Genomic DNA, 15,585 nt, shown 5'->3' on the forward strand with positions numbered 1-15,585 from the left:
GTGGCGCTCTCGGATAGTCTGGTTACCCGTGAGTGATGCCAGCGTTCAGCAGCCCGACGATACCCCCGAACAGATCCGGGTCCGCCGCGACAAGCGCGAACGGCTCCTGGCCGAAGGCAAGGATGCGTATCCCGTCGTCGTGCCGCGCACGCACACGCTCGCGGAGATTCGTGCCGAGTACCCCGACCTCGAACCGGACACAGCGACCGGTGTGCAGGTCGGTGTGGTCGGACGTGTGATCTTCATGCGCAACACCGGCAAGCTGTGCTTCGCCACCCTGCAGGAAGGCGACGGAACCCAGCTGCAGGTGATGGTCAGTCTCGCCGCCGTGGGGGAGGAGTCCCTCGCCGAGTGGAAGGCGCTCGTCGACCTGGGTGATTTCGTGTTCGTGCACGGTGAAGTGATCAGCTCCAAGCGCGGCGAACTCAGCGTCATGGCCGATTCTTGGACGATGGCGTCGAAGGCGCTGCGACCGCTGCCTGTCGCGCACAAGGAGATGAACGAGGAATCCCGGGTTCGGCAGCGCTATGTCGATCTGATCGTCCGCCCGGAGGCCCGCAAGAACGCTCGGATGCGCGTCGAGGTCGTGCGTGAGGTTCGAAATGCGCTCGAGCGCCGCGGATTTCTCGAGGTCGAGACGCCGATGCTCCAGACGCTGCACGGTGGTGCTGCCGCACGCCCCTTCGTGACGCATTCGAATGCGCTCGACATCGACCTGTATCTGCGTATCGCGCCCGAGCTGTTCCTCAAGCGTTGTGTGGTCGGCGGCATCGACAAGGTCTTCGAAATCAACCGCAATTTCCGTAATGAGGGTGCCGACTCCACGCATTCACCGGAGTTCGCGATGCTCGAGACCTACGAGGCCTACGGTACGTACGACGATTCCGCGAGGATGATTCGCGAGATGATCCAGGAGGTCGCGTTCGCTGTGTTCGGCAGCCACGTCGTCACTCTTGCGGACGGCACCGAATACGACTTCGGCGGGGAATGGAAAGTCCTCGAAATGTACCCGTCGTTGTCGCAGGCGATCGGAACCGATGTCACACCCGACACTACGATCGCGGAATTGACCGCTCTGGCAGGCAAGGTGGGGCTCGAAATTCCCGAAGGTAAGGGATGGGGCCACGGCAAGCTTGTGGAAGAGCTGTGGGAGCACACGTGTAGCGACCAGTTGAACGAGCCCACTTTCGTCCGCGATTTTCCGGTCGAGACCTCGCCGCTTACTCGTGATCACCGCACTGTGCGCGGAGTCACGGAAAAATGGGACCTCTATGTGCGCGGTTTCGAGCTTGCCACCGGATATTCGGAACTCGTCGATCCCGTAATTCAGCGCGAGCGGTTCGTGGATCAGGCACGTCTCGCGGCCGAGGGCGATGACGAGGCAATGGCTCTCGACGAGGATTTCCTCGCCGCTATGGAACAGGGAATGCCTCCTACCACGGGAACCGGGATGGGAATCGATCGGCTGCTGATGGCGCTGACCGGTCTGGGAATCAGGGAAACTATCCTCTTCCCCATTGTTCGTCCGACCACTCGCTGAATAGGTCCGAAACCTTTCGGTATAGACATGCGTTAATTGCGCGGTATTGTGGTCTGGTCCCGTGGGGGGAAAGCGCATTTCTTGATGGAGAGGGTTTCCAGCACATGGCAAAGAAGGTCACCGTCACACTTATCGACGATGTCGACCAGGAATCGGCGGCAGACGAGTCGGTAGAGTTCGGACTCGACGGCGTGACCTACGAGATCGATCTGTCGGAAGACAATGCGGCAGCGTTGCGGGAACAGTTGGAGTACTGGATTCAGCACGCCCGTAAGGTCGGCGGCCGTAAGCGCAGCAAAGTCGTACAAAGTGCACCGGCGGCGAGCAAGTCGTCGCGGGGAACAACGGATCGCGAGCAAACTGCTGCTATCCGTGAATGGGCGCGAAACAACGATCTCCAGGTCTCCGCGCGTGGGCGGATCTCGGCCGACATCATCGAGCAGTACAACAACGCGCACTGAGTTTTTCGGCTCAGGCTGTACAGCACCGTCGGGGTCCGCAGCAGCGGACACCGACGGTGCTGTCGCATTTCGTTCGCGTGCATTGTCTCCGGTGTCTTCCGGCGTAACATCTCTGCTCATGGCCGAACGTGTGCTGGTGCCGGGGGAAACATGCTGGAGGACGGAGCACGCCGATCGCCTCACCTTCATCGTCGAGGCAGCGGACTATTTTCGTCACGCGAAATCGGCGATGTTGCAGGCGCGCGAACGCATCATGCTGATCGGATGGGATTTCGATACCCGGATCAAGTTCGAACCAGGCGGTCGTACGCTGGAGGGGCCGAACCGGCTCGGCGCATTTCTGAAATGGCTCCCGAAGCAGAATCCGGACCTCGACATCCACCTCCTCAAATGGAACATCGGTGCGCTCACAGCGATAGGCAGGGGCATGACGCCGGTGTTCGTCCTCGACTGGCTCACCGACCCGCGGGTGCATTTCGAAATGGATGGCGCGCACCCGGTCGGCGCAGCCCATCACCAGAAGATCATCGTCATCGACGACACGCTGGCATTCTGCGGCGGCATCGACATGACCGTCGACCGGTGGGACACTTCCGATCACCCCGACCACAGTCGATATCGACGTGAGCCGAACGGGCGACGCTACGGTCCCTGGCACGACGTCACCGCCGCGGTGGACGGCGCGGCCGCACGCGCACTCGGCGACCAGGCGCGTGCGCGATGGCATTCGGCAACAGGGGTGGATCTCGACCCCGTCGGTCCTCGTGACGCAATCTGGCCTGACGGGCTCGCGCCCTCGGTCACCGACATCGACGTGTCGATCGCCAGAACTCTGCCCGAGTACGGCGGCCGTGAGGGCATCCACGAGATCGAGGCGCTCTATCTCGCGGTGATCGCGGATGCCCGGAGCAGTCTGTACCTCGAGAGCCAGTATCTGGCGTCCCGCACGATCGCGGAAGCACTCGCCGCGAGGCTGCGTGAGGACGACGGCCCCGAGATCGTGCTCGTGATACCCCGCAATGCGGAGGGCTGGCTCGAGCAGAAGGCGATGGACGGTGCCAGGCGTTCTCTGTTGCATCTGCTGTGGGCCGCTGATGTCCACGGCAGATTCGAGGCCTACTACCCGGTGACCGAGGCCGGGAGACCGATCTATGTGCACGCGAAGGTCGTCGTCATGGACGACACCCTGGTACGGATCGGATCGTCGAACCTCAACAACCGGTCCATGGGATTCGACACCGAATGCGATCTTGCACTCGAAGCCGCTCGTGCAGGCGATCCCGTCTCTCGCGCAGCGGCAGACCTGCGCAGCAGACTTCTCTGCGAGCACCTCGACGTCGATGCGCAGACCTGGGACCGGGCCGTGGAGGAAGAGGGGTCGTTGCTCGCAGCGATCGAGCGCCTGCGGGGTTCGGGCCGTTCCCTGCGTCCGTTCCGACCGGGTACGGTTGGAGAGGAGGGCAGTCCCCTCGCGGAGAACGCGCTCATGGATCCGGAGCGGGCACCGAAGAGTGCAGCTCGGCTGATCCAACAGGTTCTCACTCGCTGACCACCTGTTCGCTTCTGGCGTACAGGTTGCGGAAACGTATGCGTCACGTGCAGCGTTACCTCTTGTAGTCGTGTTTTCCGCTACCCCCTTCCGGGGTGGAGGGGAAGCGGGTGGAATTCACGCCAACTAGAGTGTCGAGTGGGATCGTGGAACCTTCGCTGGTTCGATGTGAACGACTCGAGTGCCGGAGCGAAGAGCGGCTGCCGGGGTCCGGGACAACCTCGTACCGGATCCGTCGGCCGAGAGTGTGAGGGAGTGCGATGTTCGAAAGGTTCACCGATCGCGCGCGGCGCGTCGTTGTCCTGGCTCAAGAAGAAGCCAGGATGCTCAACCACAACTACATCGGCACGGAGCACATCCTCCTGGGCCTCATCCACGAGGGTGAGGGCGTGGCGGCGAAGTCGCTCGAGTCGTTGGGGATCTCCCTGGAAGGTGTCCGCAGTCAGGTCGAGGAGATCATCGGCCAGGGACAGCAGGCCCCGTCCGGGCACATCCCGTTCACTCCCCGTGCCAAGAAGGTGCTCGAGCTCAGCCTCCGTGAGGCGCTGCAGCTCGGTCACAACTACATCGGTACCGAGCACATCCTCCTCGGCCTCATCCGTGAGGGCGAAGGCGTGGCAGCTCAGGTGCTCGTGAAGCTCGGCGCCGACCTGAACCGTGTCCGCCAGCAGGTCATCCAGCTGCTCTCGGGTTACCAGGGCAAGGAACCGCAGGAGGCCGGCACCAGCCGCGGCGAGGCCGGCACCCCGTCGACGTCGCTCGTGCTCGACCAGTTCGGCCGGAACCTCACGCAGGCCGCTCTCGAAGGCAAGCTCGATCCGGTCATCGGTCGTGCGAAGGAAATCGAGCGGGTCATGCAGGTGCTGTCCCGTCGCACCAAGAACAACCCGGTGCTCATCGGTGAGCCCGGCGTCGGCAAAACCGCCGTGGTCGAGGGTCTGGCTCAGGCGATCGTCAACGGCGAGGTTCCGGAAACCCTCAAGGACAAGCAGCTCTACACGCTCGATCTGGGTTCTCTCGTCGCAGGCAGCCGGTACCGCGGTGACTTCGAGGAACGCCTCAAGAAGGTCCTCAAGGAGATCAACAGCCGCGGCGACATCATCCTGTTCATCGACGAGCTGCATACGCTCGTCGGCGCGGGTGCAGCAGAAGGCGCGATCGACGCCGCATCGATCCTCAAGCCGAAGCTCGCTCGCGGTGAACTGCAGACGATCGGCGCGACCACTCTCGACGAGTACCGCAAGTACATCGAGAAGGACGCAGCGCTCGAGCGTCGCTTCCAGCCCGTCCAGGTCGGTGAGCCGACGGTCGAGCACACCATCGAGATCCTCAAGGGTCTGCGCGACCGCTACGAGGCGCACCACCGCGTTTCGATCTCGGACAAGGCGCTCGTGGCTGCGGCGACCCTCGCCGACCGCTACATCAACGATCGCTTCCTGCCGGACAAGGCGATCGACCTCATCGATGAGGCGGGCGCTCGGATGCGTATCCGCCGGATGACCGCGCCGCCGGACCTGCGCGAGTTCGACGACAAGATCGCCGACGCGCGCCGCGAGAAGGAATCGGCGATCGACGCGCAGGACTTCGAGAAGGCCGCGAGCCTGCGCGACAAGGAGAAGCAGCTCGTCGCACAGCGCTCCGAGCGCGAGAAGCAGTGGCGTGCAGGCGATCTTGATGTCGTGGCAGAGGTCGACGAAGAGCAGATCGCCGAGGTGCTCGCGAACTGGACCGGCATCCCCGTGTTCAAGCTCACCGAGGAGGAGACCACCCGTCTTCTCCGTATGGAGGAAGAGCTGCACAAGCGGATCATCGGCCAGGAGGACGCCGTCAAGGCAGTCGCGAAGGCCATCCGTCGTACGCGCGCCGGCCTCAAGGATCCGAAGCGGCCCTCCGGCTCGTTCATCTTCGCCGGCCCGTCCGGTGTCGGTAAGACCGAGCTGTCCAAGGCACTCGCGAACTTCCTGTTCGGCGAGGACGACGCGCTCATCCAGATCGACATGGGCGAGTTCCACGACCGCTTCACCGCGTCGCGCCTGTTCGGTGCGCCTCCCGGATACGTCGGATACGAAGAGGGCGGCCAGCTCACCGAGAAGGTCCGCCGCAAGCCGTTCTCCGTCGTGCTGTTCGACGAGATCGAGAAGGCACATCAGGAGATCTACAACACGCTCCTGCAGGTCCTCGAAGACGGTCGCCTGACCGACGGTCAGGGTCGCACGGTGGACTTCAAGAACACGGTGCTGATCTTCACGTCGAACCTCGGTACGTCGGACATCTCGAAGGCTGTCGGCCTTGGCTTCAGCTCCGGCAAGGGAGACCAGTCGAACTACGAGCGGATGAAGAACAAGGTCAACGACGAGCTGAAGAAGCACTTCCGCCCGGAGTTCCTCAACCGTATCGACGACATCATCGTGTTCCACCAGCTCACGCAGGAACAGATCATCGAGATGGTCGACCTGATGATCGGTCGTGTCGAGACCCAGCTCAAGAACAAGGACATGGGGATCGAACTCACCGAGAAGGCGAAGTCTCTGCTGGCCAAGCGAGGATTCGATCCGGTGCTCGGCGCCCGCCCGCTGCGTCGCACCATTCAGCGCGAGATCGAGGATCAACTCTCCGAGAAGATCCTCTTCGGCGAGATCGGTGCAGGCCACATCGTCCTGGTCGACGTCGAGGGCTGGGACGGCGAAGGTTCCGGTGAGAACGCGAAGTTCACCTTCGCGGCGAGTGAGAAGCCGGCCGAGGTGCCCGACACCCCGGCGGTGGCGCTCGCGAAGAGCGGCGAGGGCGAAGCGGAAGCCCAGTAACAACGCGCGTAGACGCCGAGGGGCGGCACTCCATCCGGAGTGCCGCCCCTCGGCGTTGCAGATCGCTGGGCAGCTGGTTCAGGCGTCAGTTCTTCCACGCAGCGGTCGGTCGCCCGGACCAGTTGGCGAGGCGTTCGGTTGCTCCTGCGGCAGGAGTGGGTTCCACCACCGGGCCGAATGGGACGGGTCCGCCCCGCGGGGTCTCGGGGAGTGCACGCTGCATGATGCCGAGAGCTGCATCGGCCAGGGCCGGGTCGGCCTCCGCCGGTTGACCCGTTGCCACCGCCAGGTCCCAACCGTGCACGAGTGCTTCGTTGAGCGCGATGAGGACCGCGGCGCGTCCGGGGAAGGTGCCCCAGGGGGCGGTGACCACCGTGTCGAGCATCGCGTCGTCGTTCCACACCTCCCAGTACCGGTCGGCGCTCGTGCGCAGCGCGGCGACCCATCCCTCGGCGGGCTCATCGCGGGCCTCGGGCACGGTGTGCGGGTCGCCGCCTGCGCCGATGACGCGGCCTCGGTCGACGGTGGAGAGGAGGTGCCCGATGAGGGAGCTCACGTCGAACTCAGGGCACGGGGTGGGGTCGGTGAACTGGGAGGGCCGGACTCCGTCGATGAGTCCGGCCACCCAATCGAGTGCTTCGCGAAACATGGGGCGAGGGTCTGTCTGCATCGTGGTCATGACACACAGCATGGATGCCGAACACGACACCCTCTGTCAGGTATTTTCGATCGATTCGGACGAATTCACCCCGCTGTCACGGAGTCTTTGTGCTTCGCCTCGTAGAGCTTTGCCCATTCAGCGCGGGATCGGATCGACACGTCCACGTCGGTTGCCTTGGCTCGCAGCGCTCCGACGGTCGCGTCCTTGCGTTCGACCTTCGAGAACGGGTCCCAGTTGAAGAAGCGGCACGAGTTCTGCCAGGTGATCTTGTCGATCTCGGCGTCGGTCGCGCCCGCGGCCTCGAGCTCGCCGAGTACCTTCTCCGGCGCATCGGGCCAGAAGCAATCGGAGTGGGGGTAGTCGCACTCCCACGCGATGATGTCGATGCCGATCTCGTGACGCAGCTTGAGCGCGGTGGGGTCGGTGACGTAGCAGGCGAGTGAGTGCTCCTTGAAGACCTCGCTGGGCAGCTTGCCGCCGAAGTCGCGACGGAGCCAGCGCTGGTTGGTGTAGTGCCGGTCGCAGCGGTCGAGGAAGAAGGGTATCCAGCCGATGCCGCCTTCGGAGAAGGCGAACTTCAGGTCCGGGTAGGAACGCATGGCCGGGCCCCACAGGAGATCCTGCGCCGCGATGGCGGAGATCTGGGTAGCGAGCACGATCAGGTTGTCGATGGGCGCATCCTTCGCCATCGAGATGGCGCCGAACCCCGAACCGATGTGAAGGCACATCACGACGCCCTCGTCGGACAGGGTCTGGAAGACCGGGCCCCAGTAGTCGATGTCGTGGTAGCTGGGCAGTCCCTCGAGGTGGGGGAGTTCGGGCATGGTGACGGCGCGGCAGCCCTTGGCCGCGACGCGTCGGATCTCGTCGCACATCGCAGGCACGTTCCACGTGGGCAGGAGGGCGAGCGGCAGGAACCGATCGGGGTAGGCACCGCACCACTCGTCGATGTGCCAGTCGTTGTAGGCCTGCACCATCACGATGGTCACCTCGGCCTGGTGCTGGTTCAGGTGGCGTGCCGAGAAACCGGTGAACGTGGGAAAGCACATGGAACCGACGATGCCGTTGCGGTCCATGTCGCGTACGCGCTCGTGGATGTCGTACACGCCGGGGCGCATCTCGGCGAACCGCGCGGGATCGCGACCCCATTCTTCTGCGGGCCACGACACCACCGCGTTGAGTCCGCTGACCCCTGTCGGCTTCCCCTGGTAGACCCACTGGTCGACCCCTTGCTCGGTGACGATGACCTTGGGTGCTTCGTCCCTGTACTTGGCCGGGACGTGGCGGGCGAACATGTCGGGTGGTTCGACCACGTGGTCATCGATGCTCACGAGAATCATGTCGTCGAGTTGCATATTCACTCCTGGGTGCTGCTCGTCACATTGCGGTTACTCCTGTTGTACCGTTCATAAGCATGACCGTCTCTACGCAATCGGCCATGCATCGTGCAGGATCGGACAACCTCAAGAGTCTGCGTCGCAGTGCGGCGATAACCGCCGGAAGTTACCTCTACGAGGGCGGGAGCCTCGTGACGGACTGGCACAGCCACGACATGCACCAGATCGAGTACGCCGTCGGCGGTGTGGTCGAAGTGGAGACCGCGACCACCCACTATCTGTTGCCACCTCAGCAAGCGGTGTGGATACCGGCGGGATTGCGGCACCAGGCGACCATGAGCCCCAGAGTCCGCTCGATCGCCGTGATGTTCGATCCGGAACTGGTGCGATTCCAGGGCGAACGCGCCGCCGTCCTCGACGTCTCGCCCCTCATCCGCGAAATGATCATCTACGCGCAGCGATGGCCAGTCGGCAGGTTGTCCGACGACGCCGCGGCAGAGCGCTTCTTCGCGACCCTAGGCGGTCTCGTCCTCGACGCCATCGACTCCGACGAAGCGCTCCTGAGCCTTCCGATGTCGGACCATCCCGTCGTGCACGAGGCGATGGCGTTCACGAAGGCGAATCTCCACGACGTCACCATCGGTGAGGTCGGACGCGCAGTGTCGGTCTCCGAACGCACCTTGCGCCGGTTGTTCGACGAGCACGTCAGGATGTCATGGCGCAGCTACCTACTCCAGGCTCGGATGCTGCGCGCGATGGCGCTCCTCGCGTCGCCGGAGCAGTCTGTTCAGGAAACCGCCCGCGCCGTCGGATTCGACAACGGTAGTTCGTTCGCCAGGGCCTTCAGTGACTTCTGCGGGCAGTCCCCGTCGTCGTACCGGCACCGCAGCGCAACCGAACGGTCCTGACCTCGAGAAGCAAACACGACACTTCGTGTCAGGTTTCGGTGCCATGATTCGGTGATGCGCGCTGAACGGCTGCTTTCGCTGGTGTTGATGCTCAGAAACCGGGGCCGGATGACCGCCCCGGCTATCGCCCGCGAACTCGAGGTCTCGGTACGGACCGTCCTGCGTGACGTCGAGGCGCTGTCGTCGGCCGGCATCCCGGTGTATGCGGAACGCGGCCGTGCCGGAGGCTTCGCGTTGCTGCCCGGTTTCACCACCGACCTCACCGGGTTGACGATCGACGAGGCAACCGCGCTGCTCGCCGCGAGCACCTCGGCCGACACGGCGGCCCTCGGCATGGCTCCCGCGTTCGCCGCCGCGATGCGGAAGGTCACCGACGCGTTGCCCGAGGCAGGGCGCACGGCGGCCATCCGGGCATCGGAACGGATTCTGGTCACCGGGTCGGGATGGATCACGGACCCACCGGTCGATCCCCACCTCGGCGCGGTGCAACAGGCGGTCTTCGACGGTGTGCGCCTACGAATCCGGTACCGTCCGCGCGACCGGGACGCCGGGTGGCGGACCGTCGACCCGATCGGTGTCGTCAGCGCTGCCGGTCGGTGGTACCTGGTGGCCTTGCACCGCGGTGACGAACGCACCTATCGGCTCTCGCGTATCGATGAGGTGAAAGTGCTCGACGTCAAGGCCGAGCGACCGGAAGATGTCGATCTCGCCGAGATCTGGCAGCGCAGAAGGGCTCGATTCCGCGCGGGTATGTCCACTGTCTCCGCCACCGTGAAGGTGCGCGCGAGTCGCCGAGACGAACTCGCTGCGGTCGCGATCTCGGTAGCCGAACTCCCTGCGGAAGACGAACGGTGGTGTCTCACCGAGGTCGAGTTCGGGGGTTCGGGCCACGCAGGAGCGGTGATGTGGCAACTCGGTGACGACGCCGAACTTCTGGCACCGCAGACGCTGCGCGACGAGATCCGCATGCAGGCGCTGAAGCTATCGGCTCGCCACCGATGACCGGGCGGTGGAGCTTTCGCCGATTGTCCGCGAACCGGAGACTGCGGCGCACGCATCGGCGTAGGTTCGGGCCAGACTGTTAGTTTCGCGCCGGATGGAGGGAGCAGCAATGCCGACACGGAGTGCACGGACCGCATGGAACGGTGGACTCGAGGACGGGTCGGGCCAGGTCGAATTGACCAGCTCGGGACGCGGCACATTCGATGTGTCGTTCCCACGGCGCTCGGCCGAGGACGCCGACGGTGTGACGAGCCCCGAAGAACTGATCGCAGCGGCCCACTCGACGTGTTTCGCGATGCAGTTGTCCGCGATGATCGCCGAAGCCGGAGGCACCCCGCAGAGCCTGGAGGTCAGGGCCGACGTGTCGCTCGGTCCGCACCCCGAGATGGGGTTCCGACTCACCGGAATCAAGCTGACCGTCCGCGGTGAAGTCGACGGCCTCGACGCCGCGGGCTTCGAGAAGGCCGCGCAGACAGCGAAAGAGATCTGCCCGGTGAGCCGCGCGCTGACGGGTGTCGAGATCACGCTCGACGCGGCACTCGAATCCTGACCCTGCGCCGCTGCCGAGAATCGGCGTCTCTCGGCGGCGGTGCAGCGTCCGTTCGATGTGGGCACCGGCGTCGCGCGACGTCGAGCTTCGCGGATCGGGAACAATCCGCGGCTGCCTTGCCGTTGTTCGACTCGTGAACGTAACTGCCGATACAACCCTTCCCACCGCCCACATCGAGATCTGGTCGGACATTGCCTGCCCGTGGTGCTACATCGGCAAGCGCCGATTTTCCGCAGCCCTCGCTGATTTCCCGCAGCGCGACCGGGTCACGGTGACGTGGCGGTCGTATCAGCTCGCACCCGAGACGCCCGCGGGCCTGAGGAAGCCCGAGATCGAGGCGCTGGTCGAGATGAAGGGCATGCCCGCCGAACAGGTTCGGCACATGTTCGCCCAGGTGTCCGCCACTGCCGCGCAGGTCGGGCTGGACATCGAATTCGACACGGTGATCGCGGCGAACACCTTCGACGCACACCGTCTGTTGCACCTCGCCGGCGACAAGCGCGACGAACTGCTCGAGGCACTGTTCCGTGCGCATTTCGTCGAAGGCAAGATTGTGGACGATCGTGAGGAGCTGGTGCGTATCGCCGCGTCGGTGGGACTGGATGCGGATGAGATCCGCACCGATCTCGAGTCCGACGCTGCTGCCGATGCCGTCCGCGCCGACCTCCTGGAGGCCCGGCAGCTCGGTGTCACCGGTGTCCCGTTCTTCGTCGCCGACCGCGCGGTCGCGGTGTCGGGAGCCCAGCCGGAGGACGTGTTCCGCGCATTGCTCGAACGCGCGATCGCCGACGCCGACAGTGCAGAACCCACCACAGATCCGATCGCCGCCGATGCGGACGGATGTGAGGGAGACACCTGCGCGGTGTGAGCGACCGTCACATCAGGCGAGGCAGATCGTCGGTGATCCCGTCGAGATAGCGTTGCGTGACTCGGCGTTGCAGCAGGTGACCGAGCGGCCCCGCGATCCGGGTGTACCAGCGTGCCGGACGCGAAAAGGCAGTGATCCGAGCAGTGACATTCCCGTCGGTGCCACGTTCGACGAGAAAAGTCTCTTCGCCGCTCTCGGGATGCCCGGTCAACGTGCCGTACGAGAAACCGCGACGACCGGGCTCGTCGATGACGTCGACCACCCGGCACCAGGCCGTCGCTCGGATGGGCCCGATGCCCCATTCGAGGCGTACATCGAGTCCGGGAGTGGGACGCGGCGTGCCGTGCGCCACCCGGATACCGGCGGCGCGATGCATGTGCCAGCCGAACAGCCGCCGGGACGCGGTATCGAAAATCTGGTCGCCGGTGCCCAGTTCACGCGTCATCTCCAGCGACTGATAGCCGGCCGGGGAAACACTTCCCCGGCCTGCGCCCACATCGGGATAGGTGAACTCACGCCCGGATTCACCGGGCACGGACATCAGGACTTCTTGACGTCGAGGACGACTTCGAACTCGAGCAGCGATGCGCCCGACGCAACGGGCTTCTTGGCCTCGCCCGCGTGCGCGGCTCGCGCGTCGCCGTCACGCCATGCAGCGAAGTCCTCTTCGGTCTCCCACTGGGTGACGACGAAGTAGCGGGTCTCGCCCGCAGTCGGGCGGAGGAGCTGGAATCCGAGGAAGCCCTTGGAGTTGTCGACGGTGTGCGCGCGATTGGCGAACCGCTTCTCCAGCTCGGGGCCTGCGCCCTCGGGGATTTCGATTGCGTTGATCTTCACGACTGCCATGCGCGCGAGCCTACTCCGCTACCTTGGGCGATTGTGTTGCACGACGAGGGTGGTAACGGACGTCCGATCCTGCTGTTGCACGGATTGATGGGGAGCGCGCGCACTTGGCGTACCCACGTGCCGTGGCTACGCGAGCACGGCCACGTCCACACGTTCGATGCGGCGGGGCACGGACGCCCCGCGCCCGCAGAGCTCACCACCGGCGCCTTCGTTGCGGATCTGGCATCCCATCTCGAGAAGTTCGACGAACCGCTCGTCGTCATCGGGCATTCGATGGGCGCGCTGCATGCGTGGTGCCTCGCCGCCGCGCATCCCGACTGTGTGGCGGCACTGGTGCTCGAGGACATGGCCCCGGACTTCCGGGGACGTACGGCGGCGAACTGGGCCGCGATGGTAGAGCAGTGGCCGCAGCCGTTCCCCACCGAGCAGGCGGTGATCGACTTCTTCGGCCCGGTGGCCGGACAGTACTTTCTCGATTCGCTCGACCGCCGCGACGACGGCTGGCATCTGCACGGTGAGGTCGCGACGTTCCGCGATATCTCGGAGGAATGGGGCACCCGCGCCTTCTGGGACGAATGGCACTCGATTCGTGTCCCCGCCCTGCTCATCGAGGGCGAGTTCACCATCACCCCCGAAGGACAGATGCAAGAGATGAGTAGCCGACCCGGCACCGAGTACGTCCGTATCGCCGGTGCCGGGCATCTGGTCCACGACGACAAACCCGACGAGTATCGCGCGGCGGTCGAGCAGTTCTTGACCGGAGAACGTAGCGCGCAAGCCCGGTCCTTCAGGGCGGGTTAGCGCATCAATCATGTCGGTGGTCGTCGCTATGGTCTCGCTGTGCAGCTCCGCTACCAGTACCGCGTCTACCCGACACCGGGCCAGCAGAACAGGCTGGCACGGTCGTTCGGGTGCGCGCGGGTGGTATTCAACGGCGCACTGCGCGCCCGCCAGGACGCGTATGCGGCCGGGGTGACGCTCTCGGACACCGACGTGCAGAAAAAAGTGGTCACCGCAGCGAAGAAGACCCCGCAGCGGGTATGGCTGTCCGAGGTGGCGTCGGTGGTGTTGGTCCAAGCCTGCCAGGATGCGCGGCGTGCGTACCGGAACTGGTTCGACTCGATGTCGGGGAAGCGGAAAGGCCGCAAGGTCAGGGCTCCGCGGTTCCGGTCCCGCAAGGACACTCGGCAGGCGATCCGGCTCACCCGCAACGGCTTCAGTATCCGAGGCAACCGGAAGTTGTATATCGCCAAGGTCGGCGAGGTGAAAGTCGCCTGGTCACGCGACCTACCCTCGGAACCCTCGAGTGTGTCGATCATCAAGGACTCGGCGGGTCGGTACTTCGCGTCGTTCGTGGTCGAGACGACCGACGTGCCGTTACCGGAGTCCGATGCGGAGGTGGGGATCGACCTGGGCCTGACGACGTTCGCGGTCCTGTCGGACGGCAAGACCATCACCTCACCGAAGTTCTTGCGCCGCGCCGAACGCACACTCCGCAAGGCGCAACAGGCACTCTCTCGCAAGCAGAAGGGCAGCAACAACCGGGCCAAGGCACGCGTTCGTGTCGCGAAGGCTCACGCCAAGGTGGCCGACGCCCGCAAGGATTGGGCGCACAAGAACTCCACGGCGATCATCCGCGAGAACCAAGCGGTGTTCGTCGAGGACTTGTGTGTCACCGGGCTGGCGCGGACACGGTTGGCGAAGTCGGTGCACGATGCCGGGTGGGGCATGTTCACTCGGATGGTGGAGGAGAAGGCCGCCCGGTATGGGCGGACCTTCGTGAAGGTGGACCGTTTCTACCCGTCGAGCCAACTGTGCTCGACGTGTGGAGTGCAGGACGGCCCGAAACCGCTCTCAGTGCGGGAGTGGCAGTGCGCGGCGTGCGGTGCGGTCCACGACCGCGACCTCAACGCCGCCAAGAACATCCTCGCCGCCGGACGGGCGGAGAGGCGAAACGCCTGCGGAGGGACCGTAAATCCTGCCGCCTAGCGGGAGGTAAGTCCCTGTGAAACAGGAACCCACCGGAGTGGCGCGTAGCGCTGCAGGAGGAATCCCGGTCGTTCATGGCCGGGAGGACGTCAATTCGCTCGACTAGCGCGCGCCTTCTCCAGCGAGCGCGAAGCGTCCGTCGTCGGTCTGTTCGACCAGTCCGTCGAGGAGCAACGAATGCAGGGCCCGATCGCGCTGCCCGGGGTCTGTGAGCCACACCTGATCGAGTGCCGGACGCTCCACCGGAGTGTCGCTGTCGCGGAGGACTGCCATCAGTTTTCCGCGCACTTGACGGTCGGTTCCGGCGAACTTCTGCACGCGCCGGGCCGGGCCGTCGTGAGCCGGACGGCCGGCCTGCACCCACGCGCATTCGGGGAGCGGGCATCGATCACAGTCGGGGTTCCGCGCGGTGCACACCGTCGCGCCGAGCTCCATCAGTGCAGCCGAGAACGTCGCGGCCCGCGCGCGGGTGCGCGGCAGCAGAATCTCGACGTCTGCGAGGTCCCTTCGTGTGGAAGGGTTCCCGGGCTCCGCCTTGCCGTGGACGGCGCGTGCGACGACGCGGCGCACGTTGGTGTCCACCACGGGAACGCGTTGCCCGTATGCGAAACACGCGACTGCTCGCGCCGTGTACGCGCCGATCCCCGGCAGCGACAGCAGGACGTCGACATCGTCGGGAACCCGGTCGTCGTGCTCGGCGGCGAGGACCCCGGCGCACTCGTGCAAGCGCAACGCCCGACGCGGATAACCGAGCTTGCCCCAGGCTCGCAGCACCTCGGCCTGGCTCGATGCGGCCATCGCCGATGGGACCGGCCAGCGCCGGACCCACTCCTCCCAGATCGGCGCGACCCGCACGACGGGAGTCTGCTGCAACATGACCTCCGACATGAGGATCTGCCATCCCGTCACGCCTTCGTGGCGCCACGGTAGATCCCGTGCCTGCGCTGCATACCAGCGCAGCAATACGCCAGCATCGACCGGCATTCTCACGTCCTTTCGAAACGTTCTGGGCGGTTGTTTACATAGGTAAAAGTATTCCCGCGTGAAAGTCGAAATCACCGGGGGTGAAT

15 protein-coding genes are annotated in these 15,585 nt (G+C 65.0%); 10 read left to right on the forward strand and 5 right to left on the reverse strand.

Annotated elements, in window-relative coordinates; all coding sequences use genetic code 11:
- The first annotated feature begins 28 nt into the window (after positions 1-28).
- The 4 genes from lysS (at position 29) to ACSYG9_RS12765 (ending at position 6,354) form a co-directional block, all read left to right on the forward strand.
- Positions 29-1,540 carry a lysine--tRNA ligase gene (gene lysS / locus ACSYG9_RS12750; protein ID WP_440122880.1) on the forward strand — a complete coding sequence of 504 codons (1,512 nt, stop codon included), beginning with the start codon at positions 29-31 and terminating at the stop codon, positions 1,538-1,540.
- 104 nt (positions 1,541-1,644) lie between these two features.
- Positions 1,645-2,001, forward strand: a complete 357-nt coding sequence (locus ACSYG9_RS12755) for an Lsr2 dimerization domain-containing protein (protein WP_440122881.1) — start codon at positions 1,645-1,647, stop codon at positions 1,999-2,001.
- 118 nt (positions 2,002-2,119) lie between these two features.
- Positions 2,120-3,550, forward strand: a complete 1,431-nt coding sequence (locus ACSYG9_RS12760) for a phospholipase D-like domain-containing protein (RefSeq protein ID WP_454842712.1) — start codon at positions 2,120-2,122, stop codon at positions 3,548-3,550.
- A gap of 260 nt (positions 3,551-3,810) precedes the next feature.
- Positions 3,811-6,354: an AAA family ATPase gene (locus ACSYG9_RS12765; protein WP_440122883.1), complete on the forward strand. Its 2,544-nt coding sequence runs from the start codon at positions 3,811-3,813 to the stop codon at positions 6,352-6,354.
- Positions 6,355-6,439: 85 nt separating this feature from the next.
- On the opposite strand, the gene ACSYG9_RS12770 is transcribed toward ACSYG9_RS12765, so the two are convergent.
- Together ACSYG9_RS12770 and ACSYG9_RS12775 are read right to left on the reverse strand one after the other, a co-directional pair.
- The gene (locus ACSYG9_RS12770; protein WP_454842715.1) at positions 6,440-7,033 is read right to left on the reverse strand and encodes a TIGR03086 family metal-binding protein; all 594 of its coding nucleotides are present in this window, start codon (positions 7,031-7,033) and stop codon (positions 6,440-6,442) included.
- A 65-nt stretch (positions 7,034-7,098) separates the two neighbouring features.
- Positions 7,099-8,370, reverse strand: a complete 1,272-nt coding sequence (locus tag ACSYG9_RS12775) for an amidohydrolase family protein (RefSeq protein ID WP_440122885.1) — start codon at positions 8,368-8,370, stop codon at positions 7,099-7,101.
- A gap of 59 nt (positions 8,371-8,429) precedes the next feature.
- Between ACSYG9_RS12775 and ACSYG9_RS12780 the strand changes: the two genes are divergently transcribed.
- From ACSYG9_RS12780 to ACSYG9_RS12795, 4 genes are all read left to right on the forward strand, one after another.
- Entirely contained in the window at positions 8,430-9,260 is an 831-nt protein-coding gene (locus tag ACSYG9_RS12780) for a helix-turn-helix domain-containing protein (protein ID WP_440122886.1), read from the forward strand.
- A 54-nt stretch (positions 9,261-9,314) separates the two neighbouring features.
- On the forward strand, positions 9,315-10,262 hold the full coding sequence (locus tag ACSYG9_RS12785) for a WYL domain-containing protein (protein WP_440122887.1): 948 nt from the start codon (positions 9,315-9,317) through the stop codon (positions 10,260-10,262).
- A 109-nt stretch (positions 10,263-10,371) separates the two neighbouring features.
- A complete protein-coding gene (locus ACSYG9_RS12790) occupies positions 10,372-10,812 on the forward strand; it encodes an OsmC family peroxiredoxin (protein ID WP_440122888.1) in 441 nt (146 codons plus the stop codon).
- 55 nt (positions 10,813-10,867) lie between these two features.
- Positions 10,868-11,680 carry a DsbA family oxidoreductase gene (locus tag ACSYG9_RS12795; protein ID WP_454842717.1) on the forward strand — a complete coding sequence of 271 codons (813 nt, stop codon included), beginning with the start codon at positions 10,868-10,870 and terminating at the stop codon, positions 11,678-11,680.
- Positions 11,681-11,687: 7 nt separating this feature from the next.
- Here the strand turns inward: ACSYG9_RS12795 and ACSYG9_RS12800 are convergent, their stop codons facing one another.
- Positions 11,688-12,221, reverse strand: coding sequence for a DUF1990 family protein (locus ACSYG9_RS12800; protein ID WP_454842719.1), 534 nt, complete (start codon positions 12,219-12,221; stop codon positions 11,688-11,690).
- Positions 12,221-12,526, reverse strand: a complete 306-nt coding sequence (locus ACSYG9_RS12805) for an antibiotic biosynthesis monooxygenase family protein (protein WP_054713867.1) — start codon at positions 12,524-12,526, stop codon at positions 12,221-12,223. The genes ACSYG9_RS12800 and ACSYG9_RS12805 overlap by 1 nt, the downstream gene beginning before the upstream one ends.
- Before the next feature lie 33 nt (positions 12,527-12,559).
- Between ACSYG9_RS12805 and ACSYG9_RS12810 the strand changes: the two genes are divergently transcribed.
- Both ACSYG9_RS12810 and ACSYG9_RS12815 read left to right on the forward strand, forming a co-directional pair.
- Positions 12,560-13,327, forward strand: coding sequence for an alpha/beta fold hydrolase (locus tag ACSYG9_RS12810; RefSeq protein WP_454842721.1), 768 nt, complete (start codon positions 12,560-12,562; stop codon positions 13,325-13,327).
- A gap of 39 nt (positions 13,328-13,366) precedes the next feature.
- Positions 13,367-14,515 (forward strand): RNA-guided endonuclease InsQ/TnpB family protein, encoded by a 1,149-nt coding sequence (locus ACSYG9_RS12815; RefSeq protein WP_454842723.1) that lies wholly within the window; start codon positions 13,367-13,369, stop codon positions 14,513-14,515.
- Between the two features lie 102 nt (positions 14,516-14,617).
- Here ACSYG9_RS12815 and ACSYG9_RS12820 read toward each other — a convergent pair whose 3' ends face one another.
- Positions 14,618-15,499 (reverse strand): A/G-specific adenine glycosylase, encoded by an 882-nt coding sequence (locus ACSYG9_RS12820; RefSeq protein ID WP_454842724.1) that lies wholly within the window; start codon positions 15,497-15,499, stop codon positions 14,618-14,620.
- Positions 15,500-15,585 lie beyond the last annotated feature (86 nt).

Source organism: Rhodococcus sp. SJ-2, from assembly GCF_053750035.1.

Bases quoted from the DNA above. Each gene is read 5' to 3' on its own strand.
- ACSYG9_RS12755 (WP_440122881.1), top strand. From the start codon at position 1,645: ATGGCAAAGAAGGTCACCGTCACACTTATCGACGATGTCGACCAGGAA.
- ACSYG9_RS12760 (WP_454842712.1), top strand. From the start codon at position 2,120: ATGGCCGAACGTGTGCTGGTGCCGGGGGAAACATGCTGGAGGACGGAG.
- ACSYG9_RS12765 (WP_440122883.1), top strand. From the start codon at position 3,811: ATGTTCGAAAGGTTCACCGATCGCGCGCGGCGCGTCGTTGTCCTGGCT.
- ACSYG9_RS12770 (WP_454842715.1), bottom strand. From the start codon at position 7,033: ATGACCACGATGCAGACAGACCCTCGCCCCATGTTTCGCGAAGCACTC.
- ACSYG9_RS12775 (WP_440122885.1), bottom strand. From the start codon at position 8,370: ATGCAACTCGACGACATGATTCTCGTGAGCATCGATGACCACGTGGTC.
- ACSYG9_RS12780 (WP_440122886.1), top strand. From the start codon at position 8,430: ATGACCGTCTCTACGCAATCGGCCATGCATCGTGCAGGATCGGACAAC.
- ACSYG9_RS12785 (WP_440122887.1), top strand. From the start codon at position 9,315: ATGCGCGCTGAACGGCTGCTTTCGCTGGTGTTGATGCTCAGAAACCGG.
- ACSYG9_RS12790 (WP_440122888.1), top strand. From the start codon at position 10,372: ATGCCGACACGGAGTGCACGGACCGCATGGAACGGTGGACTCGAGGAC.
- ACSYG9_RS12795 (WP_454842717.1), top strand. From the start codon at position 10,868: ATGTGGGCACCGGCGTCGCGCGACGTCGAGCTTCGCGGATCGGGAACA.
- ACSYG9_RS12800 (WP_454842719.1), bottom strand. From the start codon at position 12,221: ATGTCCGTGCCCGGTGAATCCGGGCGTGAGTTCACCTATCCCGATGTG.
- ACSYG9_RS12805 (WP_054713867.1), bottom strand. From the start codon at position 12,526: ATGGCAGTCGTGAAGATCAACGCAATCGAAATCCCCGAGGGCGCAGGC.
- ACSYG9_RS12820 (WP_454842724.1), bottom strand. From the start codon at position 15,499: ATGCCGGTCGATGCTGGCGTATTGCTGCGCTGGTATGCAGCGCAGGCA.